Below are 25,405 nucleotides of genomic sequence, written 5' to 3'. Positions count from 1 at the left end.
CAATCAAATCCACAAACCCCACACGTATACGGCGGTAGCTCCCGCCGTATTTTTTCATGTGTTAATTTGAGAATTATGTCATTTGAAAGGATTCTGTTCGACGTGAAAATTCTAAAAAAACTCCACATCTCACCCTAAATGGATGAGTTCGCGGAGTTCATCTGTAGAAAGCTCTGTAATCCAACTATCACTTTGAATGATTTGATCATTTAATGATTGCTTCTTCTCAAGCATCGCATCAATTTTTTCCTCAAGTGTTCCTGTGCTAATGAATTTATGGACATGCACAAAACGTTTTTGTCCAATTCGGTAAGCTCGGTCGGTTGCTTGGTTTTCAACGGCAGGATTCCACCAGCGATCATAGTGAATCACGTGGTTGGCAGCAGTTAAATTCAGTCCTGTTCCACCAGCTTTCAATGACAAGATAAACACTGGGAATTCTCGTTCCTGAAAACGAGCAATCATCTCATCCCGTTTTCCTTTTGCTACACTTCCGTTTAAAAACGGAGCTTCAACGCCAAATTTCTTCTTCAACATAGAACGAATCATTTCACCCATTTCGATATACTGGGTAAAAATGAGACAGCTTTCCTTCTGTTCAAGCACAGCTTCAACCAGTTCGCTCAGCTTTTCCATTTTCACGGAACGGCCCAACACATCATGAGGCTTCTCTTCCTTTAAATAAAGGGCAGGGTGATTGCAAAGCTGTTTCAAGCGACCTAACAGCTGCAAGATCAAACCTTTTCGTTCAAATCCGGTTAACGTTTCAAGCTGCTCGAACGTATCGCGAACCAACTGTTCATAAAGGGAAGCTTGTTCAGCAGTAAGAGGACAATATTCTTTCTGCTCCTGTTTATCAGGCAAGTTCAATGCGACTTCTTCATCCTTCTTCGTTCTACGCAATAAAAACGGACGAATCAACGACTGCAACTCTTGAACCTTTTCCTTTTGGTCCTCTTTTTCAATCGGTAAGACGTAATTTTTCTGGAATTGTCCGAGGCTTCCTAAAAAGCCATGGTTCGTAAAATCAAAGATCGACCATAACTCAGACAAGCGATTTTCCATCGGCGTACCCGTCAAAGCAATATGATGCTTTCCTCTTAGCTTACGTATTGCACGAGACTGCTTTGTGTTGGCGTTCTTAATATTTTGCGCTTCATCGATGGCGATTGTACTCCATTCAACACGTTCGAACTCAGGTAAATCTAAATGGGACAGCCCGTAGGATGTGAGTACAACGTCTACATCCGCCACCGCCGAAGCAAACGCATCCTCTTTCAAACGATTCCCGCCGTAGTGCAAATAGACATTCATCGAAGGGGCAAAGCGCTCAATTTCCTTTTGCCAGTTCCCTAATACGGACGTTGGACAAATGATCAACGCCGGACCACCGGATTCACTAGACTTCACTGACAACAAATAAGAAATCAGCTGAATTGTTTTTCCAAGACCCATGTCATCAGCAAGACAAGCGCCAAATCCATATTTTCGTAAAAATAACAGCCAGCTCATCCCTAGTACCTGATACGGTCGCAGTTCACCCTGAAAGCTCCCTGGAACAGGTTCGAGTGGAATCGACTTAATATCTTGCAAATGCTTAATCATTTGCTTCCATTGACGATTCAATTCGATTTGCACGCGAGCAATTGCATGAGTATCTTCATCCGCATTCTCATCAGAATCGCTACCAAGTAGTTCCTGTTCAATTAAGTCACGAACATGAATACCTTCTTTTTCTGCCCGTTTCATTAAATCCTGGATTTGATGAATAAAGCCTGGGTCAAGTTTAATCCAACGCCCACGAATATAGACAAGACGTCTTTTTTCCTCGACAAGCTGGTTAAATTCGTCCTCGGAAAGCTCGACACCATTCATAGAAAAACGCCAATTGTAGTCAAGCATCGCGTCTAATCCAACAAAGGATGGACGATGGTTAGCTGTCGACCCTTTTAGTTTCGCCTTCACCTTCAGGTTAGCATTTTTCATCGCTTGCCACCAAGATGGCAACAGAATTTCAACGCCCAGTGCAAGCAAGGTTTCACTCGCCTCGGTTAAAAACATCCAAGCTTCGTCTTCAGTCAACTGACTCGAAATTCCATTACGACCTTCTAACCATGGAAAAAGCTTTACCCAACGCTCTTCTTCACGCTTCACGCCTTCAAGATGTCCCGACCAGCCGCTAGGCATATTCGTTTCATCCCCAACGTCGACAATCAAATCTGGATTTGCCTTTCCTCGTAAAAAGACCTCTAAATCCCAGGTTCCATTGATGTCTGCCGGTTCCTCCAAACGAAGACCAATCGCAAACGGCAGACTATTTTCCTTTAGACCAATCCATTCGCTCCACGTTTCTTCGTCAAAATAGGCCGCTAATGCCTGCGGAGAAACTGATTGATTCTGCAACGCCTCAAGCTTTGTCCCAACCTTTTCCTTCCACTCTCTATTTTTTTCGAAAAATGTATGTAAGGAGGCACTGAACCAATTTTCGACAAATTCTCGAACAGGCTGGTCATCAAAAATAGTCTGCTCCCAAAAACCAGGTCCAAACTCATCTCTAACCTTTTTTGGTAGCTTCCATCTGAATTCGTTGTGCTCAAGAGCAGAGAAATCTGGAATCCAGTCTTTCTCCTGAATCGAATCATAAATCGGTTGTGCAGCAGCGAGACAGATCTCTCCTGTCTCATCCCAATCCCACTCAATCAAATGATTGAATTGCTCTTTCGCAAGAAGCGTGACCAATTGCCAACTATCGGTGATAACCCCATCAACTTGCTCCTTAATCAGCATGCCATAATAGCTCTCCTCATGCCGGTTAAATAGGAGATTTTTCCACTCAGAAGGTGGCAAGTATAGATCGTCACTTTTGACGGTGATAAAAAAATGATCTTTTTCAAACGGCTTGATCAAAATTATTAATGTGTTCAACTCAAGCATGGGTTAGCTTACCCCTTTCGCACTCCTGGTGAAATGCCCGGAGCCGTTTCGTACGCTCTAATAGGATATCTAAAAATTGTTGGAAATCATCAGAACGCTTCAACTTTTTATATAGTGTCCGCAACTTCTTTAACTGCTTAACCGCCTCACGATAATTTCCGCGATTTTTCATCTCAATATGCTGTTGAATCGAATGGTGATAAAGTGGCAGCAAAATATCTGGACGTTCTTTTTGTAAAATTGTCAGCTTATCCTTCGGAACATAGCTAATATCATAGCCGATATAGGCTTGCAGATCGCTCCATTTTTCATACCAGCCCAGATCAAAAAGAAACTCATCATAGCTACGATAGCTATACGGAAGAGTTTGAATTAAGATTTTTTCATAAAGATCAAACTTTTTATTATCTAACGCATATTTGCTCACCGTCCGAATGGCGGTACGGGCAAAGTCAATTTTGGCATAATGATCGGAAAGGGTGCGGATATATTTTTTCGCCATCGAAGTAAATGTATCGACATAAGGTCCCATTCGGCGCCACTCTTTACCTGCAGTCATTTTTTCGAGCCAAAACAGCATAAATGGCGTGGCGTGTTCGTCTAATATATGTAAAATGCGGAGCGCTTTTTCATCCTCTTTTAACATGACATGCTGATGGGTCGTCGCAATGATCATCGGAAGTGTCTGTTGCTCTGTTTGCAGGATCCGCGTTAATTCCTCTTCATGCCACACTCGCTTTTTGAAAAGCTTTGTCCAAAGAATCATATACAAATAGGTCGGCTCGAAATCGAGGATATATTCCTCTGAAATGAGTCTAGTTGAGTCATCTTTCAGCTTCTTGATAAATTCATCAAAAGCGAAAGGGAGGGCATGAACATTTAGTTTCTCGACAAGATTTTCGACGTCGTCCATCGCATCATAAAAAAGATCTCGATAATAACGAGAAATCTCTTCTTCTTTAAAGCCCTGATCTGTACTGAGCTTAAGTAAATTGTGAAAAGAATGAACGGTCGCAATCAGGTAATAGAGTTGTCTCCATTCCTGTTCGACGGGAGCACTCGCCTTTATTTTTCGTGAATATACTTGAAATAGTTCTGAAAGAAGGTAGGGCTTCAAATTTTTATGGCTGCGAATCATCGAATCGAAGCTTACCTGAAAGCTTTCTACCCATGCATCGTAATCTGGCTTCATTACGCCTGACGCCTTGAGCAAATCCTTAGCGCGCTGCAAACCGAAGTCCTTGGCATTTTTTCGATCGTGAATCGGCTGGCGCCAGTTCTCAACCCACTCCATCACACTGGCAATTTTTCCGTAGGCATAGAAAAAGGCAGCCAATTGATGCCGACAAATTCCTTCAGATGGACAGGTACAAGTACTTGTTTGGAAAAAGTTTAGGTTTAACTCGACTTGTACTGGGGTAACATCCTGTACAGTGGCCGTGACTTGGTCCTCTTCTAATCGGACCTTGTTTACAAGACCCTGTCGGTAGAGCATGAGCCCTTTTTGGACGAGCTTGGCGTCCTCTTCTTGCTCGGACCATAGCAGTGTTCGTAATTCTTCTGCTGCACCTTGCAGCAGATCTCTATATTTATCTGGAATCGATGACATGTTCGACACCCCGAATCGTAAAATAACGTATTTCTCTATTATAACAAATTTTGTATGGGATGAGGGAGAGGGGAAGCTTCCTTTTGAAATTTTGCATTTTGTAACTGGTGAAATAGACTTACATAACTTTGGTATAATAGACAATTAATGGAACTTATTTCGGTGAAAATATTCCTATATTTATATTCTGAAACAAGAATGTGTGAAAAACGGAGAATTATATGGAAAAGGTAGAGAAAATGGCTGATTTCGGCGAAATCATGTATCGGAAATATATGATTTAATAGTACTAACGAAACGCATTCGAATATCTCTATATTTGGATTGCGCCCATTGTTCAATTTCTTCAAATGAACAAAACCAATCTCCATTTCTACACCCCGGGATTTTATCCCGGGGTGCTTTTTTTACAAAAAAGAAGGATTTTTGATAAAAAATTTAGAATATTAGAATAATGCGAATGGAGGTGGATAAGGAAAAAGACAATTGGCGTTGTGCCAACAATTGAATAAGGCGCATGGAAATGCACAACAAAACGTTTTTTACTTAGCCTAACTCCATCTTTATATAGAATGAAAGATGAACCTAAGGGGGAAAACAGATGGAGGCTTTAAAATGGTTTAAGGCTGAGATGGCAAAGCTTACGAAAAACAAAGGGGTGCTCATTTCAATCATCGCAGTGTTACTAATTCCAATTGTGTACGCAGCTGTGCTGTTATCAGCAACATGGAGCCCTTATGACAACCTATCCAACCTACCGGTAGCTGTTGTCAACCAGGATGTAGGAGCCATGTCGGGAGATGAAGAAATCAATGTGGGAAGGGACTTAATTGAGGACTTCAAAAAAGGTAGGGATTTAGGCTGGAAATTTGTCAGTGAGGAAGAAGCAGAAAAAGGACTCGAAGATCTAGACTACTATATGGTTATCGAGATTCCAGAAGATTTTTCAAAAAATGTCACGACGGTGTTAGAATCTGAACCACAGCAGCTGGAGCTTCGCTATATTCAAAATGAGGGGCTTAACTTCATGGCTGCTCAGGTAACAAATAGTGCTACTGAAAGAATACGCGAGCAATTGGGTAACAAAATCACGGAAACGTACGTGAGGAATTTATTCACTCAACTTGGTGGACTGTCTGATGGAGTTCAATCAGCCGCGGATGGATCAGAACAAATTTATACGGGTTCTTCTGAGCTCAAGGATGGAACAGGTCAATTGTTAACCGCCTTAACAGAAAAGTCTGGAGACATTGACAAGCTAGCCGACGGTGCAAAGCAATTAGAGGCTGGAACGCTCGAATTAATGAGAACGCTTACATCTGAGCAGGGCGATATTTCGAAGCTTGCTGGTGGAGCGAAGGATTTGAATGGAGGAACAGGATTACTTTTGCAGACGCTGAAGGAAAAGGCTCCAGGTGTAAATGGTTTAGAAGTGGGTGCAAAAAAACTGGATGCTGGTGTGACAAGTTTTCAATCAGAGGCTATGGGTCCATTGGTCGCAGGTCTTGAAGGGACACAGAAGATATTAGGGGAGAAACTGACGGATTTTAAACCGAAGTTGGAGAAATTAGTTACTAATACAGTTGGCTTGAATACAAAAACTGCCTCAACAAATGCTACCGAATTGAACAAGCAACTAATAGCCGATCTAGGAGATGGAATAGTAGATAGCGACGAGGCGAAAAACCTTCTCTCTTTAAGTCAGACGGTGGTTGATGAACATGCAGAAATTAAAAATTCTGCAGGTGAAGTCTTGACGGAAGTCAAGTCTGTGGTTGGAGACTTTTCAGGCCTCTCATCAGGAGATGATTCCCTTGTTGCGGGTATCGGTCAATTGGTCGATGGAGCAAAACTCGCTAATAGTAAAGTAACAGAAATAAAAGCAGGTACAACAGGGTTAGCAGCAGGAGCAGATGAAATTAATACAGGTTGGAATTCACTCATCACAAATGTATCCAAATTAAATCAAGGGGCTACTCAAATATCTGCTGGAAATCAGACAGTTAATCAAGGCTGGAGACAACTATCAGCTGGGGCCACACAACTTAACTCAGGTATGAAGCAGGTAAGTGATGGAACTTCTACCGTACAAACAGGTTGGGGCTCATTAACAGATGGAGTTACACAAGTAGATGAAGGACTGGTCCAATTGAATGCGGGTAGCGAGGAGCTCGCAACAGGTCTGAAGAGCGGTGCTGAGGAAGCAAGTGCGCTTGACGTGACCGATAAAAACATTTCCATGTTCTCATCACCTGTAGAACTTGCACCAGAAAAAGTGAATGGATACCAATACTACCGTGATTCAACAGCACCATATATTTTATCTTTAGGGTTATTTGTTGGAATCTTACTTATGTCCTTCGTGGTCGATTTCCGTAAACCATCAGAAGTGACTTCCGGAATTTCATGGTTTATTGGAAAGTTCCTAAACCTAGCAGTATTAGCAATTATTCAGGCAGTTGTTGTATCACTTTTTGTATTATTGGTCTTAAATCTTGAAGTTGGAAATAGCTTCGCATTCATATTGTTTGCGTGTTTTGTCAGCTTAACCTTCTTAACAATTATTTTCTTCTTAGTAGCGGCTGCAGGAAATATTGGTCGTTTCATAGCGTTTATCTTCATCGTTCTTCAGTTGTCAACAACAGGTTCCAACTTACCAATCGAAATGCTACCAGAAGGTTTACGTTCACTAAGTAATTTCCTACCATTGACGTATACCAATGCTGGATTCAAAGCAATTATCTCACTAGATAACGCAGGTTCGGCATGGGGGAACACAGGTATTTTGTTCGGTGTACTTCTAGCTTTCCTCATATTGGCGTTTGTAGTTGTTTCTTTCAAAAAGGGTCGTCAAACTACAGTTGACGTAGCAAAGTAAATATAAGAGAAAATGAATGGTTGCTCATTCATTTTGAGCCGTCTAGAGATTATCTAGGCGGTTTTTCTGATTTTCCCGCCTATTTGGAGGAAAATTGTGAGAAGAACGGAATGAACTAGGATTTTGGATAGTGTATTGCGGACTGAACTCATGAAGATGGCCTATTCATTGAAGCCATCTTTTATTGAAACTCAACAAAAGTAGTCCGCATGAAAGGCTCATGAAACCATCTTTTGCTGAACCCCAACAAAAGTAGTCCACATGAAAGGCTCATGAATCCATCCTTTAGAGAACCCCAACAAAAGTAGTCCCCATGAAGGCCTTCTAGAAGTAATCGCACATCATTACAAGGTGAACGCTCATATCCCGAGAATCAATGTGCATATCACAAAGCCCCCTCACCCTTCCTCTCGTCCCTCATCACCTAGTACCATTTCACCACTTTCAACAATATTCTGACTAATACGTGCCTACTTCCAAAAATTGTTGTAAAATGAAAATAACAGATTATGACAAATCGTTGGAGGTTTCTACATGTTCTTTCAGATTCGACTATGGAAAGGCCTCACCACTCCTTATGTAACCGCACATCAACTACGCAAAGCAGAAAGCTATAATGGCATTTGGAAACGAACCACCATCCTGCTTGTCATTGCCCTCATACTCTCAAGTATCTCGGCTTATTTTGGTATCGGCAATGAACAAATGTCCAAGCTAATCTATCAATCTAGCACATCAGAATTCGAATCACTCAAAGGATTATTCGCGTTAGGGCAGGTACTCCAATACGTGCTCGTCACCGCCATCCTGATTTTTTTACCAGCGCTTATTTTTTGGATTTTCACAGATGTCGAATATCGAAAATTAGTCGTAATTCAGTTGTATGTCGTCACCATCTTTCTTTTTGAAAAAATAATTGCGATACCCATGCAGTTATTCCTTGGATTGGACTACGCTTCCTCTCCATTTTCTCTAGGGGTAATCGGCCAACATCTATCCGAACACGAGCTAATACAAAATTTATTTGGGGAAATCTCTCTGTTTTCGATTTTGGCGATCCTCATCCAATTCACTTATTTAAAAGTTGTCACAGAAAAAAGTAAAAGAATTTTACTATTACTAATCCTATCTATCAATCTACTCATTTGGATTTTTACAGCACTATTTTCATTCATTAAATTTGAGGTTCTTTTCTAAAGGGGGCAGCAAGTGTGAACTGGAAAAAATGGACGGTTGTTACAGTAATTGTACTCTTTGTTGCTGTGAATTTTTATCTCATTTCTAAAAAGGACAGTGAAATCGCGCGGGCAGCATACATAGATGAGTGGCGCAAGATCAAAGAGCAGAATCTCATTTTATCAAAGGAGAAGCCTGGCGTTGTCGCCCCAATTGAGGAAGAGTTCGTCTATTTTCAAAATGGAGCAGGAGATTTCGAGCAATTCCTCGTGAAGGAAGGGGACGAAGTACAAATTGGTACAGCCCTTTTCGAATATTCACCAAAAAATTTGGAAGAAACGATCGACCAATTAGAAGCGGAAATCACGAGGCTGGAAAGCGAGGAAGATGCCCTCGAAGATAACATTGATAATTTGGAGGACATTGTCCTTGACTTAGCGACAAGCGAGGATGAAGAAAGCCCTTCAAATGAGGCTATGATCGCTTCGATTGATGCAGAAATCTACGAAAAAGAGCTGCAATTAAGTCGAATAGAAGCGGAAATCGACAAATATGAGGATTTGGTTTCAATTTCAGATGACGGTCTAAGTAGCCTAACGGTAGATAGCCCAATTGCAGGTGTTGTAAAAAGTATTTCTCATGATCTACAAAACCCAGTTGTCACGATAACGTCCAATGACCAGCAAGTAGTTGGTTTACTTGATGAAGATGACATGCTGGAAATTAAAGAAGGCATGTCGGCAGTCGTTTATGGTTCATTTGGAAAAATGGAAGGAACGATTGCAAAAATTGGGGTCAATCCGGAGCAAGAACCGCAGGTTGGTACGAAAAGTGAGTATCAATTTGTGGTGGAAATGGGGGAAGAGGAAGTTGAATCAGGAGAGGTAGATTCAGATGAGCAGTCTGAAGTAGCCGAAGAAACCCCGATTCTCTCCGGCACCCATGTGAATCTCAAAATTACTACATTAGAAGTTGAGGATGCACTTACTTTACCTGATGAGACGATCCATGTCGGTAATATCTATGTTCTAAAAGATGACGGAACCATTGAAAAGCGCAAAGCCAAAACCGGCATCGAAATTAATGGAATCCACGAAATCACAAGCAAAGCTGAACTAGATGAGCTAGTTGTCTATGAACCAGGTAATCTTAAAAACAAAACAGCGTTCTTTACACCGATCGATATTGCGAAAATGAAGAAAAAGGACTTTAAAGATATGGGCAAAAAAGAAATCTTCCGCTATTTAGGAAGAGGTTTCCTAACGAGATGATAACCGTGTCGCTTAAATGACACGGTTTACTTTTGAAATTTCATTTCCATTTTTCTACAATTTTCTACTGATATACTCTGTTACAATGTTGGTGTTCAAAGGGGGATACAAGATGGGTTGGAAGAAGTGGTTACTGATTATACCGGGGATACTCATTCTCTTTGGTGGTAGCGTGTTGCTAGGTTGGAGCATCCTTCAAATTTCAAATCAAACAGACGCAGTTGCAGCGAATACAGGCTCTTCTGCAACACAACAGAAAGAAGAATTTTCAAAAGAGGTTATCAACACGCCTGTTTCTGAAGAGATCCTTGTATTAGACAATGGAGAAAAAGGACATGATTTCATAAGTGAAGTTCACTCTTTCTATGATGAAACATTAACATGGGGCAGAATCGACACAGCAGATTACGAAGAACAAAAAAAGAAGGCTGAGTCTATTATCGAAACTATTACTCATATTAAAGAAGTAAAAAATGAGGAACTGAAGGCTGATTTTACAACCATTCAAGGTTTAGCGGAAACGGTCGTGAAGTCCGATGACCGGGAAGCAATGAGAAAGCTACATCGTTATTTTCATGATTTAGATATTATTTTACACGGTTATGATTATGATGAGACCTTCCAAATTACTAAGTTTAGAGGGGAAAAGCAAATAGAATGAAAGAAAGAGCCGATGTAAATAGAGTCGTCTTTTATTAACCTCGAAATTGAAAACGGATGAATACATCCATTTCGCATCGAATTCAAATGGAATCTTGAACTTGGTTAATTTGGAAAATAATGGGCGTGTCCCCCTGTCGGAATAAAAGAAACGGAAGTTTGATGCTCAACGTCGTGACATTTACAGAAGGGTTGGCAAGTGCATACAGATGGAAAGATATTTAAATGAAAGTCAGTGCTGGTATCAAATCAATAGGGTTAACTAATACTGCTTTAATAAGTGCACCTATCTCCCGTAGGGTGCTTTTTAGTATTCTACTAATATTAATTTCTTTTTTTAGAAAAATATTCATGCTAAACTAATCCATAGGGAGGTTGGAAAATATATGAAAAAAGTTTTAATAGCAGCTTTGGTTCTTTTTCTTTCGATCGTCATTGCTGGATGTAATAAGGAGTCGAAACCGGAGGAGCGATTTTCAGAGTATATAAAGCTTTGGAATGAACAACATTTCGACAAAATGTATGCGCTTTTATCAGCGGAAACGAAAGAGAAGATTTCAAAAGAGGATTTCAATGAACGCTATTCTAAGATATATGGAGATTTGGAGATTGCTAATTTGCAAGTTCAATTTACACCACCTGAAGAAGAAACGGATACAAAAGAAGAAAAAATTAGCTTTCCGTTCAAAGTAGAGTTGGATAGTCTAGCTGGGAAAATTTCATTCGAGAATAAAGCAACTCTTACAAAGGAAGTACGTGATGATGATACGAACTGGTACGTGAACTGGGACACAACCTTTATTTTTTCGCAGTTACAGGACGGAGACAAAATCGGCATAAAAACTGAGTCTGCAAAAAGGGGAGACATCCTCGATCGAAATGGTGGGACCCTGGCAACAACAGGAACAGTCTTTGAAATAGGAATTGTACCTAAAAATATGGAAGGTCAGGAAGCAGAAGTTATCGGACAGGTATCTGAGCTGTTAGGAATAAGCCAAGAACAAATTGAGAATGCCCTTAATGCTTCTTGGGTGAAACCAGATTATTTTGTTCCAATTAAAAAGGTTTCGCCAGATGAAACGGAGCTTTTGGAAAAGCTTTTTGCTATTCCGTCCGTATTGAAGCAAAATGCTGAAGCAAGAGTGTATCCGTTTGGAGAATCAACGGGGCACTTAATTGGCTATGTGGGTCCGATAACAGCGGAGGAGTTAGAAAAGAATCCAGGATATAGCAGTACAGATGTTATTGGAAAAAGGGGATTAGAGCAGATATTAGAAAAACGCTTAAAGGGGGAAAATGGTGTCACTATCTACATAAAGAAAGAAGATGGATCTGAAGAGATTCTTGCGACAAAAGAGGTCAAGGACGGAGAAAATGTTCAGATAACCATTGATGGAACATTACAAGCTACAACCTATGCTGAATTTAAAGGGGAACCGGGAATGGCTGCGGCACTCCATCCTCTTACAGGTGAGACATTAGCACTTGTTAGCAGCCCTAGTTTCAATCCGAATATTTTGGTATTAGGTGCGACTGATGCTCAGTGGAAGCAGTTAGAAGAAGACGAAAGAAATCCGCTGCTTAATCGATTTAAATCGACTTATGCACCAGGTTCTGTTATGAAGCCAATCACAGCATCGATAGGCTTAGAAAGTGGTGCAATTGACTGGGATGAAACGATGACAGTAGAGGGATTAAAGTGGCAAAAGGATTCATCTTGGGGGAGTTATCAGGTAACTCGGGTCAAAGATCCAATAGGTCCAGTTAATTTAGAGAACGCACTTTTATATTCGGATAACATCTACTTTGCACAAGCTGCATTAAAAATCGGCAAAGAGAATTTCATCGAAGGGTTAAAGAAGTTTGGCTTCGATGAGGAATTTCCATATTCGTACCCAATTGAAACTTCGAATGCGGGTAGAATGGACAAAGAAGTCACGCTCGCTGACTCAGGGTATGGTCAAGGACAGGTAGAGATGAGCGTGATTCATCTGGCAAGTGCTTATACCCCACTAATAAATCAAGGGAATTTGATTAAACCAGTGCTGTTTGAAGAAGAAAAGAAGGGTCAGATTTGGAAAGAGAATATCGTAGCGGTAGAACAGATTGAAAAATTAAATGCCGCCCTGACAAAGGTTGTGCAAGATCCAGAAGGAACTGCCTATTCTGGAAGAATCGAAGGATATCCGATGGCAGGAAAAACTGGTACAGCAGAGTTAAAGGAGTCTCAAGGAGAAAAAGGGAAAGAAAATGGTTGGTTTGTGGCTTACAATACTGAAAATCCTGAACTGTTAATAGCTTTAATGGTAGAGGGTGTTGAAAACAGCGGTGGATCGAAAGAGGCTGTACAGAAGGTAAAGGCGATTTTAGAAAATTAATGAAGGTAAGGCGAGTTCTCTGATGTCTGGAGGACTCGTTTTTTATAAAAGAAAAAAGGCACCAACTGGCGCCTCTTAATAAAATCTCTTAAACCCATCAAATCTTTCCTTATAATAAGCCTCATTTAAGCTAGAAATTGTAACACCTTTTGAAGAACTAGCATGCATAAATTGATTGTTTCCTAGATAGATTCCCATATGAGAGATTCCTTGTCTATAAGTATTTTCAAAAAATACGAGGTCTCCGACTTGTGGATCATCTACATAATAAGAGCGGCTATAATAGCCATCTGTCGAAAGGCGGCTGATTTTTGTACCAACTTGATTGTAGACATAATAAATAAATCCACTACAGTCAAAGCCTTTTACAGTGCTACCCGCCCATAAGTAAGGAATGCCTAATAGCTTTTTAGATGCGTCTACCAAACTCTGATTTATGACTGATGTAGGCGTAGTATTCGTTACTTCCTCTTTTGGCACTACTTTTGTTTCCTCTTTGATAGTAGTGTTCGTAGTAGTAGCCTTTAAAGATTGTCCAATAAAAATCAAATCAGAACTCAGATTATTTAGTTCCTTTAATTGCTTAACGCTTGTACCGTATCTCTTACTAATATGGCTAAGTGTGTCTCCTTTTTGTACTACGTAGATCAAAGTAGATGTTTGTGAGACATTTTCCGTTTGTTTGTTTTTTTCAGGCTTTGTTACAGGTTGTGTAGGTGTAGGAGATTGAATATTTGAAACGTTAAGATTTTGACCTGGATAAATAATATGGTGATCGAGATTATTCCACTCCATTAAATTTTTCAAAGAGATATTATGTTGCTTGGCAATTTTACTAAGAGTGTCACCTTTTACCACCGTATAGCTTGAGACATTAACTACAGGATTATTTACTGGAGTTGTCTGAGGTGATGTTTTTACAAGGTCTGTATCATTGAAAACTTTTAATACTTGATTCACAAAAATCAAGTCCGAACTTAGGTCATTCAAATTTTTAAGTTCTGTAACGCTAGTTTGATACTTTTTTGCAATATGTAATAAAGTATCTCCCTTTTCGACTTTATATGTACTGGCAAATGCTGAAGTAGCGAATGAAGTAGAAAGTAATGCAACTGTTGAAAGAATAGCGACCTTTTTCTTCATAATTTGACCTCCTCTACTAAATATTTCTAGTATTCTTCAATTATTTTATCACAGAAATCTGTATTCCGATTTATTAGTGTTGAAAAATAGTAGAAAAGGTCTAGGTGCATTTTAATAGAGGATTCCTATCCCTTTTTGTAAGAGTGTATAACTTCTTGAAAAATCCAAACTCTTAAATTAAAGTCTGGAGCTTGTATTATTCCTCTTTTTCAAAAAAATTTGCTAGAAAAGAAACAATTTTTACAATGAAATGTTTCTTTTCGGTGTTTGTTTGTACTACCCTCCTGAGACTCAGAATCAGAGGGCTAAGTAATAAATATCTCAGCTTGCTTCTCCTCAACACCCTTTTTGAAGTCATTACAAAATAATCATATCCCATTAGAACATCGGTTTTGTTGAAAGGTATAATACCGATTTTTACTCTATTCTTAAGAATATCAGTTGTTGTATTTTGCAGGACAGTAATTCCAACCTTTCACACGATAAGTTTAATGTAAAAATTACAAAATTATTAGAGGAATTTTACAACTAAATTAGATAATTTTCTTTGTACAGGTCATAACTTAGGAGGAAATTATGGCTAAAAGCCTTGCTATTTTTGTTAGTTTGATTTTTCTTTTGGCACTTATTTTGTATCTTGCTGCTATTTCACTTAAAGAAACACTGCAGATAATACTCATGTTTACTTAATAAAGATGAGGCTGTTTCAAAATGCCAGTTATGAACGATTTTTTAATATCAGCTTTTTCATTTGCGCTAGTTTTTGGGTATTTTGGTTATTTTTTAATGGATAAAAAAGGAGGATTCTCTCTCTCTTACTTTATACTTCTTGCTATTTTTGTTGAGGTTTCCCACTTTTTCAATTTAAGGGCAACGAAGGATAAATGGTATGATACAGGAATAAGTAACGGCTATCTATCAAGGAGATTTGAGGAAGAAACCTATTATAAAGAAGCAAATAAGAAGAATATATAGAAAAAGTAGAGTAAAGTATACGAGAAACTCTAAAAGTACTGGCAGCCACTTATGGTAGATTTGATTACAAATACGGAAAAGATTACATTATTAATATATTCGAAGCTATTAAAAATGAAGGTGAAACGAGACATACTTACCATTTGGAGGGTATGACCTGATGAATGAAATGGACAACATCAGAATAGTTTGTTGGATTATAGTCTAAGAAAAAAGCTAGTGAAATTTTAAACTCCAATAGCTCATTTTATCTCTAAATGTTCTTTTAATTCTGATACAATAGGTTGTTTTTCTTCATCAAAGACGATTTGATAGTAAATACCGTTGATTAGCTCGCCTTTACCTTTAAGCTGAAGTTGTTCAATATTGTGACGAGCATCTTTATAATTTTTTTGAATATCCATCATCTCATCAAAGGACATATTGGTTCGGACATTCTTCCCTAATGCACCAAAAATATCGTCAAATCGAGTTAAAGAGCTAAAATTTGCTCCCTTGTTAATAACCCCTTGAATTACTTGGCGTTGTCTGTCCTGGCGTCCGAAATCACCATTTGGATCCTCTTTGCGCATCCTTACATAAGATAGAGCTTCTTGTCCATTAAGACTAAGTTGACCCTCATTAAATTGGTGACCACCCTGTACGAAACTCCTAGAATTATTCACAGTAATACCGCCAACGGCATTAACTATATCCTGGAAACTTTCCATGTTCACTTTAATGAAATAGTCTATCGGAATATCCAAAAAATTTTCGACAGTAGCCATTGCCATTTCTTCATTTCCAAATGCGTAAGCGTGATTAATTTTATCTTGGGTTCCACGACCGACAATCTCTGTTCTAGTATCACGAGGAATACTTAACATTTTTACTGACTTTAGATCCGGATTTACTGTTAGAACAATAATCGTATCAGAGCGGCCCTTATCACCTTCTCTTTCGTCCACTCCTAATAAAAGAACTGAGAAAGGAACTTGTTTTTCAAAGTTTACTTTATCTGTCCGTTTTTCTGAGATTTCTCGTGAAATAGGTTGGTGCATGGTGTCAACGGCGTTGGTTAGTGATTTATAAATAGAAAACAAATATACTACGACCCCGATTAGGAGTACTAAAGCAATTATCCCAGTAATACGGAGCCACTTTCTGCTAGTTTTAATTTTCTTATCTGATCTCATCAATACTAACCTCCAAAAAATCAAATGATCAATACTCCTAATTATTAGAATACCAAATAAAATTGAAGTTTAATACAAGAAATCTCAGGTATAGTTTATTTTTGTCATATAGCTAGCAAAATATGATATTTGGTGTCGAATGACTCCTAACAACTTGATATATTTTAAAGGGGGATAATGTCGATAGTTTGAAAGTTATTAATCAAGGTCAACAGGATCTACTAGTGAAGAAATCCTTCTTTTTGCAGTGAGTGATTTAATAGAATCAACTCAAGCATTAGAAATTAGTGAGCAAATAGAATTTTTTAAACTGACCATGGAAAAGGTTTTCGAGTTAGTTGTCAAAGGTGAGTTTCAACATTGCGGCGGAACGGGAGATTAAGTATTAGGATGTATAGAAAAATGGCACAGGATGGTTCGAGGCAGTCAATACGGAGCATCCACCTCTCTTAATGGCTATGGATGTAAAGAACGGGAGTCATGATGTGGTAACTAGGGTAAAAGCAGTATTCGAAAAGATAATGAAATAACGCGACAAAAGCTGGTATAAGTAATATTTTACCAGTTTTCTTTTTTGCAACATCAACAATTTCCGAGGATATATTACATAAATTTCATAAAAAAGCTAAAAAAATACTATTTTATATTGTATAATTTAGTAAATTAGTCGTATTTTGTTTTGGGCTATATAATGAAAAACTATTTGTAATGGCAGTGATATTACTTTCCAATGGTGCTGTTGTAATAGATAAGTTTCATTTGAACAACAAACTTTAGGCAACCGCCAATATTCCAAAAGCCGAATAGACAGATAAAGTCAAAATAAGAACAACAGTGAAAGAGAATCAAAAAGATAAAAAGAAAGTAGAGGCATATTTAAAATATTGCCAAAGGAAATACAATCAAAGCTTGTATCAGCCGTTCAAGATGGGGAGCCTGTTAATTTTGTGATAACTGGCCCAAGTTCCAAACCAGAAGATCCAACCACTGGGATAACGTTCCTAAAGATCATTGGGAGGCATGGTCAGACCTTCAAATCGAAAAAGGCCATGAGGTTTGGGCAGGGTATTTGACAAAGTATTTTATCGTAACAGAGTAATTCATAGTATCTCACATAGTAGATTACTATTATATAATAAAAATCTGACATCTAGAAAGGATAGAAGAAATGAGCTTGAAGAGAAATATTTTAACAGTATTATTAGTGTTGGCTTTTGTTATGGTAAACAGTGTAGTCCAACATTCGGTATCTGCGCAAAAAAATGAGAGGACATTTGGTTATTTGGATAGTCCAATCTCTGATGCAAATCTAAAAGGTACACAAACTATTACAGGATGGTTTTTAAATGAAAGTGGAGTAGCAAGTATTGATGTGTTGGTAAACGGGAATGTTGTGGGACAGGCAACATATGGTGATGCAAGATCTGATGTTCAAAATACATATCCGGAATTTAATAATGGGAATGCAGGATTTCATTTTGTGTTAGACACTACCCGATTTAATGACGGTCAGTATACTATCGCTTTCAAGGTTAAAGGGAATAACGGCCAAGTGACCACGTTTTCTCCTATTACAGTCAGGGTAATAAATGATACTACTAGAAGCTATGTTGATAACCCAGTATCAGGAGCAGTTATAAAAGGAACTCAAAATTTGAGTGGATGGTTTTTAGATAAAAATGGAGTAGATAAAATAGAGGTGTTAGTGGACGGGAATGTTGTGGGACAGGCAACATATGGAAATACAAGACTTGATGTACATAATGCATACCCAGAATTCAATAATAGAAACGGGGGGTTACATTACAAACTTGATACAACTAAATTTAGCAATGGTCAACATTCTATTACAATCAGGGAAACTGCAGTAAACGGACGTGTTATGATATTGCCTCCTTTTACTGTCACAATTGCAAATGAAGAACCTAGAGGCTATATTGACAGTCTTACTTCTGGAACAGTGATTAACGGTATGAAAAACGTGAGTGGATGGTTCCTTAATAGAAGTGGTACTGAAAAAATAGAGGTGTTAGTAGATGGTAGGCTAGTTGGAGATGCAACATATGGAATCGATAGATTGGATGTCCAAAGAGCTTATCCTGAGTTTGATAATGCAAAGTCTGGATATACCTATTTGCTTGATACAACAATATTTAGAAATGGTGAACATTCTCTTCAAATCAGGGAAACTTCGGCAAATGGTCTATTTACGACACTACCTGTTTTGAAAGTCATTATTGCTAATGAGAATCCTAGAGGATATGTTGACTATCCCAATGAAGGTGTTGTACTAACAGGAACTAAAAATGTGAGTGGATGGTTTTTAGATAGAAGTGGGACAGACAAAATTGAAGTTTTAGTAGATGGTAAGCTGGCCGGACAAGCAATCCTTGGTCATGATAGGCCGGATGTCCAAAAGGCTTATCCAGAATTCAAAAATGCAAAGTCTGGCTATCATTTTAGTCTTGATACGACTAAATATGGGGATGGTGAACATAAGATAACAATAAGGGGAATAGGTAAAAATGGTCAAGTAACAACATTAGGTGATGGTAATGTAAAGTTTGAGAATGTTAAAGGCTATGTTGATTATCCTACTTCTAATGCAATTTTAACCGGCCAAAAGAGTGTATCAGGTTGGTATTTGAACACAACTGGTGTAGAAAAAATAGAGGTATCTGTGGACGGAAATGTAGTAGGTGATGCAACCTATGGAGATGAAAGATTGGATGTGGGGAGAAACTTCCCTGATTTTAATAATGTTAATTCTGGTTATCACTACCTTTTAGATACAGCTCAATTTAGCAATGGTCAACATCGAGTTACAATTAGGGGAATAGGTAAAAATGGTCAAGTAACAACATTAGGCGATGGGAATGTGATGTTTGAAAATGTTAAAGGATATGTAGATAATCCAAGCTCTAATGTAGTATTAGCTGGTATCAAAAATGTATCAGGTTGGTTTTTGGATATAAATGGTGTAGAGAAAATAGAAGTGTTAGTGGACGGAAATGTAGTAGGAGATGCAATCTACGGAGATACTAGGCAAGATGTGGAAAAAATGTTTCCAGATTTCAATAACGATAAAGCTGGCTTTCACTACTTTTTAGATACAACTAAATTGAGTGATGGTCAACATACGATTGCCATTAAAGAAACTGGAAAGAATGGACAGGTTACAACACTGTCACCAAAAACTGTGACTGTTGAAAATGTAAAAGGATTTATTGATAATCTGTATCCTGGAAATGTCCTAAAAGGAAATTATCAAATATCAGGTTGGTTTTTAGATATATATGGAGTAGATAAGATAGAAGTTTTAGTCGATGGTATGGTAGTTGGGCAAGCGGTTTATGGGTCAAATAGACTAGATGTCCTCAAGGCTTATCCGGATTTTAACATTGGAAATTCTGGTTATCAATATACTCTTGACACATCACGATTTAGCAATGGCCCTCACACAATAGCCATTAGGGGCATAGCAAAAAATGGCCGTGTTACAACGTTGCCTGGAATAAATGTAACATTTAGGCAGTCTAGAACAGTATTTTTAGATCCTGGGCATGGTGGATCTGATTCTGGTGCTATTTATGGGTCTGTTCGTGAAGCAGATTTAAATTTAGCTGTCGCTAAGAAGGTGGAATCACTATTAATAAGTCGTGGTTACGAAGTAATGATGTCACGAACCAATAATACTTACGTTACATTATTAGATCGTTCAGTTATGGCGAATGCTTTAGGTCCGGAAATATTTGTAAGTATCCACCATAACAATGCTACATCGACGAGTGCGAATGGTATTGAATCGTATTATTATGAATATAATCCGGGGTACCCTTCAAAGATTAATCAAAGTTTGCATAATAATATTGACAGAATTACAAAGAGTGTTACACTGACAAACTTAATTCAGAACAATATGGTAAGTTATACTGGGGCAAATAATCGTGGAACAGATGGCGCAGCTTTTTCGGTTATTCGTGAAGTGACTATGCCCGCTACCTTATTAGAGCTCGGATTTTTAAGTAATAACAATGAACGTCAAAATTTGCTGAATGGTTCTTACCAAGATAAATTAGCTAGAGCAATTGCAGATGGGATAGATGAATATTTCAAAAGACTATAGATTCTATTTTTGAAAATGTGACTTAACAAAAGTGAGACAATGAAATTCCTGCCCTTTTTCTGTGAAAATAAATCAATCTCAAGTAGAACGGTGTATGAATTTCATATATGGTAAAGGTATTGATTACTTAAAAAGTCAATAGAAAAGCGGAGTTACCTGAGGGAGGGTAACTTTGAATAAAGCTAATGGGTTCTGGTAATACTTATTGTGCCAGTAATTGTATTAAGAGATACAACTGAAAGTTCAGAAGGAATTCAAGTTGAACGTTGGTATTGGCGGAACTGAGGAAGAAAGTAATTATCAAATAACAAATAGAGTAATTATAAATGTCGAAGGCAACTAACCCATACTGTGATGGTAATGCCTCAAAGAGAATTGAAAAAAACTATTTTTTATCACTTTGGCATAGAAGCTGAAGTAACGGAACAATTTAAATATTATTAGTGGAAAAATCACACTCTAGCTTTGAGTGTGATTTTTTGTTGTTGGTTCCTTTGAAAATGCTTGTAGTACTTGCTAGACTTTCTTGAATTACTTTTCTGTGGTATAGTGGTGCTAATTTTATTAGAAAGGATCCGTAATATGGCGCAAAAAAGAACTGGATTATTTGTAACTTATATAGGTGCATTTATACAAGCAGTAATAACTGTCCTAATAATTGAATACCTCTATAGAGGAGGTTTTAATGAATTGATATATTATATTAATGAGTTAACTAGACCCTTTGCCTATAACTGTCTCCTTCTCTTTTTATTATTTAGTGGAATAAGGGCTTTCAAAAATAGGATGGTACTATTACTATCTGCAATAACCACTATTCCTTTGTTAGTTCTTGCATATGGAAGTAAGGTAAAACAAGAAATCAGAGGAGAACCAATAATGCCAAGTGATTTGTTCTTAGCTTCTGAGGCAAAAAATATGATTGGTTTCTTTTCAAGTGCTACATTGATCTGGCTGGTAATAATATTAATCTTACTTGTATTACTAATTTCATTTTCTGTGTATGTAATTCCGAATCAAAAAAAATTATCAAAAATACAAATTTCTATTTCATCTGTTTCTCTCTTATTATGCTTTACTCTATTTTTTGTAGAAAGCAGAAATATTGATTCATTTTTAAAAAAGGAGTTAAGGATAGTAAATGTAGCGTGGGATCAAAAGGCGACATATGGACAAGATGGGGTACTTGCTGGATTTGTTTTGAATTTGAATTGGCTAATAATTGAAGAACCTAATGTTTATTCAAAAGAAAAAATAAATGAAATTATTAAAAATAACCAACCTCAAAAATATATAAGTTCAACTAAGCCTGACATAATCATGATAATGTCTGAAGCTTTCTGGGACCCTACACTTTTTAGAAATGTCAATTTTAGTCAAGATCCTCTGCCTTTTTTTCATGAGATAGCAAAAGAACATACATCAGGGTATGTCAGTGTGCCTGTATTTGGAGGTTCTACAGTTAATACTGAGTTTGAAGCCTTAACAGGGATGTCGACACAATTCTTACCCCCGGGGGTTATTCCCTATCTTACTTATGTTAAAAAACCATTACCAGCATTACCGAATATTTTAAGAAGTTATGGGTATGAAACAACAGCTATTCATTCCTATCATAATTGGTTTTACCAAAGAACGAACGTATTGAAATATTTAGGTTTTGACCAATTTATTCCTTTAGAATTTATGGGGAATCCCACCTATGGACCGATATTTATGAAGGATAAAACGATAGTGGATGAAATTTTACAGAAACTAGATTCGGAAAGTGATTCAAATTTTATTTTTGCTATAACTACTCAAAACCATGGACCATATAATTCAGAAGAGAAACCAGAAAATTCATCAATAGAAGTTGATTTAAATGGTGAGCAGGATTTTACAATCGAATCCGAAAACTTACTTGTGAATTATTCAAATAACTTGCTTGAAATTGATAGTGAGTTAAATAGATTAATTAGGGAACTTGAAACAAGAAAAAAGGATACCATATTAGTGTATTTCGGTGATCATCTCCCATTATTGGGCGACGATTATCAGGTGTTTCGAGAAGCAGATTATTACGGTGGAGATAGAACATATGAAGAATATAAAAAGATGTATTCTACACCTTTTATAATCTGGGATAATTTCACTGAAAATATTGAGGAGCTAAATATTAGTTCCTCCATGTTAGCGCCATTAGTGTTAGATCGAGCAAACTTAAACGGTAATGCACTTACAGACTATCTCATAAATCAATATAAAAAAAATGCGTTAACTAATATACCAAGGCAGGATTTTTGGGAGGAAGAACATATTAAACAAAATACTCTAAATGATATGAAATTATTGCAATATGATATCCTTTTTGGAAAGATGCATTTAATTAAAGATAAAAACAGTATTAATGTAAGTAAGAATTATCGGTTAGGTTATAAAGATCCTAAAGTAACGAATGTCATTAAAGAAAAGAGAGAAGGTACAAGTTTATTGATAATAAAAGGGGAAAATTTTACTCCATACAGTAATGTTTTCGTTAACGGTAAAAAAATTGATAGACAGTATGGGAATGAAGAAGAGATTGTAGTTGTTGATCCTGGAGAAAATGGTGTTGTAGAAATTGTTGTTAAAGTTACGGACGTAAACGATGACATATTAGCTGAAAGTAATCTTTATACAATTGAATAATTCAAATTTATTTTTATGTATAAATTACTCTATTACCTTAGTTGTGGCAGTGGAATTTCTTAAATTCACTGCCTGCCGTTAACGCGAGGTCCATTTCGTTTTCTGCCTTCGATTTTTTTTTCGTACAGAGAATCGAATGAAACAAAAATTAGCCTTCGAGAATTCAAAAGCTAGTTCCACATCGATTTTGAGTTTTCTATAGATGGCACTTATGCTCTCATCGGAAAGCTTCTTTTTCTTTATACTGTTCCCATTTTTTCATTCACTATTAGTTTTCGGTTGTTGCCTTCTTTTGCTTTTGTAAATTGTAACCGGCTTTCAATTGTTCGTTTTTCATATAATCATCTTTCATTCGCATAAATGTCGCATCATTCCGTTTTAGAATACCTATTTCGAGTGCCAAAGATTTCAAAGTCTTTTTCTTATTTCTCTTTTCGTAATGAAAAGTCAATCAACTGTTTGCGGACTTGTTTCGGGTATTTGTATTCACTTCTTAAGACTTTTCGTTCTTCGTCTGAAGATGCTTCAATTTGTTTAACGTACTCAGTTGCTACCTCGTCTATTTATTGAACCAATTGAGTGATCTCTTTCAATGTTAGTTGTTCATTGTTTTCAAGTTCAATTTTAGGCATGATTTCATTCTAAAGTAGCTCGTTGTATAGCTCGTTTGACTTTTCAATTAAACTCTTATGATATTTATGAATTGATTTCTTCTAGACAAACGTATACTCGCTTCAATCTTTGTATCATCGATAAATATCGCTTCTTGATCGAACAGTTTTATCAGATGGTGCCCTTTTATTGATAAAAATAATCAAAGTTGGTGAAATTTTACTTGTTGTAAAATTTCATCAGCTTTTTGTTTTAGAGGAGGTTTGATTCTGGTTGTTTTTGTTAAAAAATGGATATTATAGAAAAATTATAACCAATTGGGCAAAAGATGGTGAAGAAAATGTCGGATTTTATGTTATTATGGTTACTGGATAGTAGATTAATATCCTTCTAGAATACTATTTTATAAATGGAATGGGGTTGATTGGGAAGTTGTACCAAAACTTAATAAGGAGTATAGGATGTACAGTGTTGATAGGTCTATTAAGTAGTGGGGTCGCATCAGCAAATGAATCTTATCCTGTATTTACTCCAACTCATGGTAGTAATGTCCATTATAACTGGGGAGCTGGAAGCCCAGAAAAGGGTATTCCAAATGATAATTTTGGAGCAATATTTAATCAATCAGGATTTTACTCTAAGGGAGATTACTTTATTCAAACATTTGCAGATGATAAAGTTAAAGTGTCGATTAACGGTAACAAGATCATAGACCGATGGAATGAAAATTATTGGGGAACGAAAGCAAGGGCCATATGGCTAAATGATAAAGAGGGTCAGCATACAATTGAAACTGAGTATTATGAAAAAGTTGGAGATGCTGCAATTTTTTCAGATATTGTACCTTTTGATTCCTGGCTAGCTTATTATTATGAAAATAATAATTTAGCTGGTTACCCAACAGCTGCAAAAGTAATCTCACCGGACGGTACTCAGAAGAATTTACAAGAGGACTTTGGAGCCAACGGACCAGTACCAGGCTATAAGAAGGATAATTTTTCTGCGCGATATACAACAGCAACACGAATTCCAGCAGGTGAGTATATTCTACGAACAAAGGCGGATGACGGAGTAAGAGTATACTTAGACGGAAAGCTAGTGCTTGACCGATGGACAAATAGTCCTTTACGAGAGGATGCTACCAAAATTCAAATAGGAGACCGAAGTGGGGTGAATGCAGTTGAAAAGGATATTCACTGGATAGACGTAGAATATTATGATGCTGCAGAGCTTGGAAAGATTGACTTTTCTATTCTCCCTTTTGAAGGAGAGGTTGAAAATTCATGGGTTGGGGAATATTACCCAAACATATCGTTAAGTGGTAATCCATTTATTGTTGGAGGGGAAAATTCTACTACTAAATTTTCAAATTTAAACCTAGACTGGAAAAGTGGATCTCCTCATTCTTCTATTCCATCTGATCAATTCTCAGCAAGGTTTACTAAAAAAGAAAACCTTGAAGCCGGGCTTTATATATTTGAGGTAAATTCAGATGACGGAATTCGCGTATGGGTAGATGACGAGCTTGTAATCGATTCTTGGGTAGGATCAAACGGTCTACCTAAGAGTGGAAAAGTTTCTTTAGAGGGCGGACAACACACAATTAAGGTTGAATACTTTGAGGGTATAGGTGATGCTCACATAAAACTCAATTACCGAAAAATTCCTTCGATAACTAAGGCCGATCAAGATGTCCATTATAATTGGGGATATGGTAGTCCAGTTGGATTTCCCAATGATTACTTTATGGGTGTTTTTGACCAGTCAAGACATTTTGCTCGTGGAGACTATTTTGTCC

The 25,405-nt window shown here is 37.5% G+C and carries 14 protein-coding genes and 1 pseudogene; 10 read left to right on the top strand and 5 right to left on the bottom strand.

The genetic code is table 11. From position 1 onward, the window contains the following. Window positions 1–129 precede the first annotated feature (129 nt). Window positions 130–2,934 (bottom strand): DEAD/DEAH box helicase, encoded by a 2,805-nt coding sequence (locus tag FAR12_RS07785; protein ID WP_126408069.1) that lies wholly within the window; start codon window positions 2,932–2,934, stop codon window positions 130–132. Then, on the bottom strand, window positions 2,927–4,543 hold the full coding sequence (locus FAR12_RS07780) for an SWIM zinc finger family protein (RefSeq protein ID WP_126408067.1): 1,617 nt from the start codon (window positions 4,541–4,543) through the stop codon (window positions 2,927–2,929). Before FAR12_RS07780 ends, FAR12_RS07785 begins: the two co-directional genes overlap by 8 nt. Window positions 4,544–5,144: 601 nt before the next feature. Between FAR12_RS07780 and FAR12_RS07775 the strand changes: the two genes are divergently transcribed. The 5 genes from FAR12_RS07775 to FAR12_RS07755 all read left to right on the top strand — a co-directional run bounded on the left by FAR12_RS07775 (window position 5,145) and on the right by FAR12_RS07755 (window position 12,906). Continuing rightward, complete coding sequence (locus tag FAR12_RS07775) at window positions 5,145–7,421, top strand: YhgE/Pip domain-containing protein (RefSeq protein WP_126408065.1); 2,277 nt, start codon at window positions 5,145–5,147, stop codon at window positions 7,419–7,421. A 534-nt stretch (window positions 7,422–7,955) separates the two neighbouring features. Further along, window positions 7,956–8,618, top strand: coding sequence for a hypothetical protein (locus FAR12_RS07770; protein WP_126408063.1), 663 nt, complete (start codon window positions 7,956–7,958; stop codon window positions 8,616–8,618). A gap of 14 nt (window positions 8,619–8,632) precedes the next feature. Continuing rightward, the gene (locus FAR12_RS07765; protein ID WP_126408061.1) at window positions 8,633–9,868 is read left to right on the top strand and encodes an efflux RND transporter periplasmic adaptor subunit; all 1,236 of its coding nucleotides are present in this window, start codon (window positions 8,633–8,635) and stop codon (window positions 9,866–9,868) included. 112 nt (window positions 9,869–9,980) lie between these two features. Then, window positions 9,981–10,529, top strand: a complete 549-nt coding sequence (locus tag FAR12_RS07760) for a hypothetical protein (protein ID WP_126408059.1) — start codon at window positions 9,981–9,983, stop codon at window positions 10,527–10,529. A gap of 385 nt (window positions 10,530–10,914) precedes the next feature. Continuing rightward, a complete protein-coding gene (locus tag FAR12_RS07755; protein WP_126408057.1) occupies window positions 10,915–12,906 on the top strand; it encodes a penicillin-binding transpeptidase domain-containing protein in 1,992 nt (663 codons plus the stop codon). Window positions 12,907–12,981: 75 nt separating this feature from the next. Here FAR12_RS07755 and FAR12_RS23965 read toward each other — a convergent pair whose 3' ends face one another. Then, on the bottom strand, window positions 12,982–14,049 hold the full coding sequence (locus FAR12_RS23965; RefSeq protein ID WP_126408055.1) for a C40 family peptidase: 1,068 nt from the start codon (window positions 14,047–14,049) through the stop codon (window positions 12,982–12,984). Window positions 14,050–14,769: 720 nt separating this feature from the next. Between FAR12_RS23965 and FAR12_RS07745 the strand changes: the two genes are divergently transcribed. After that, complete coding sequence (locus FAR12_RS07745; protein ID WP_170972133.1) at window positions 14,770–15,024, top strand: hypothetical protein; 255 nt, start codon at window positions 14,770–14,772, stop codon at window positions 15,022–15,024. A 242-nt stretch (window positions 15,025–15,266) separates the two neighbouring features. Here the strand turns inward: FAR12_RS07745 and tagU are convergent, their stop codons facing one another. After that, window positions 15,267–16,199, bottom strand: coding sequence for a polyisoprenyl-teichoic acid--peptidoglycan teichoic acid transferase TagU (tagU, locus tag FAR12_RS07740; protein ID WP_126408051.1), 933 nt, complete (start codon window positions 16,197–16,199; stop codon window positions 15,267–15,269). A gap of 247 nt (window positions 16,200–16,446) precedes the next feature. Here tagU and FAR12_RS23960 point away from each other — a divergent pair, with 247 nt between their 5' ends. The 3 genes from FAR12_RS23960 (at window position 16,447) to FAR12_RS24155 (ending at window position 22,995) form a co-directional block, all read left to right on the top strand. Continuing rightward, a complete protein-coding gene (locus FAR12_RS23960) occupies window positions 16,447–16,581 on the top strand; it encodes a hypothetical protein (RefSeq protein WP_281275649.1) in 135 nt (44 codons plus the stop codon). A 792-nt stretch (window positions 16,582–17,373) separates the two neighbouring features. Continuing rightward, a complete protein-coding gene (locus FAR12_RS07735) occupies window positions 17,374–20,325 on the top strand; it encodes an N-acetylmuramoyl-L-alanine amidase (RefSeq protein ID WP_170972132.1) in 2,952 nt (983 codons plus the stop codon). A 1,320-nt stretch (window positions 20,326–21,645) separates the two neighbouring features. Continuing rightward, the gene (locus FAR12_RS24155) at window positions 21,646–22,995 is read left to right on the top strand and encodes an LTA synthase family protein (protein ID WP_425456150.1); all 1,350 of its coding nucleotides are present in this window, start codon (window positions 21,646–21,648) and stop codon (window positions 22,993–22,995) included. Window positions 22,996–23,293: 298 nt separating this feature from the next. Here FAR12_RS24155 and FAR12_RS24150 read toward each other — a convergent pair. Further along, window positions 23,294–23,477 (bottom strand): annotated as a pseudogene (locus tag FAR12_RS24150) (IS5/IS1182 family transposase); the annotation flags it as partial. Window positions 23,478–24,078: 601 nt separating this feature from the next. Here FAR12_RS24150 and FAR12_RS07725 point away from each other — a divergent pair. Next, a partial coding sequence (locus FAR12_RS07725) for a PA14 domain-containing protein (RefSeq protein WP_246010339.1) occupies window positions 24,079–25,405 on the top strand: 1,327 nt, incomplete at its 3' end.

The organism is Bacillus yapensis (assembly GCF_005280205.1).
Taxonomy (GTDB): Bacteria; Bacillota; Bacilli; order Bacillales; family Cytobacillaceae; genus Robertmurraya; species Robertmurraya yapensis.
This window is presented reverse-complemented; position numbering and strand designations above follow the sequence as displayed.

Coding starts and splice junctions, on each gene's coding strand:
- FAR12_RS07785 (WP_126408069.1), bottom strand. CDS start 2,934: ATGCTTGAGTTGAACACATTAATAATTTTGATCAAGCCGTTTGAAAAA.
- FAR12_RS07780 (WP_126408067.1), bottom strand. CDS start 4,543: ATGTCATCGATTCCAGATAAATATAGAGATCTGCTGCAAGGTGCAGCA.
- FAR12_RS07775 (WP_126408065.1), top strand. CDS start 5,145: ATGGAGGCTTTAAAATGGTTTAAGGCTGAGATGGCAAAGCTTACGAAA.
- FAR12_RS07770 (WP_126408063.1), top strand. CDS start 7,956: ATGTTCTTTCAGATTCGACTATGGAAAGGCCTCACCACTCCTTATGTA.
- FAR12_RS07760 (WP_126408059.1), top strand. CDS start 9,981: ATGGGTTGGAAGAAGTGGTTACTGATTATACCGGGGATACTCATTCTC.
- FAR12_RS07755 (WP_126408057.1), top strand. CDS start 10,915: ATGAAAAAAGTTTTAATAGCAGCTTTGGTTCTTTTTCTTTCGATCGTC.
- FAR12_RS23965 (WP_126408055.1), bottom strand. CDS start 14,049: ATGAAGAAAAAGGTCGCTATTCTTTCAACAGTTGCATTACTTTCTACT.
- FAR12_RS07745 (WP_170972133.1), top strand. CDS start 14,770: ATGAACGATTTTTTAATATCAGCTTTTTCATTTGCGCTAGTTTTTGGG.
- tagU (WP_126408051.1), bottom strand. CDS start 16,199: ATGAGATCAGATAAGAAAATTAAAACTAGCAGAAAGTGGCTCCGTATT.
- FAR12_RS24155 (WP_425456150.1), top strand. CDS start 21,646: ATGATAATGTCTGAAGCTTTCTGGGACCCTACACTTTTTAGAAATGTC.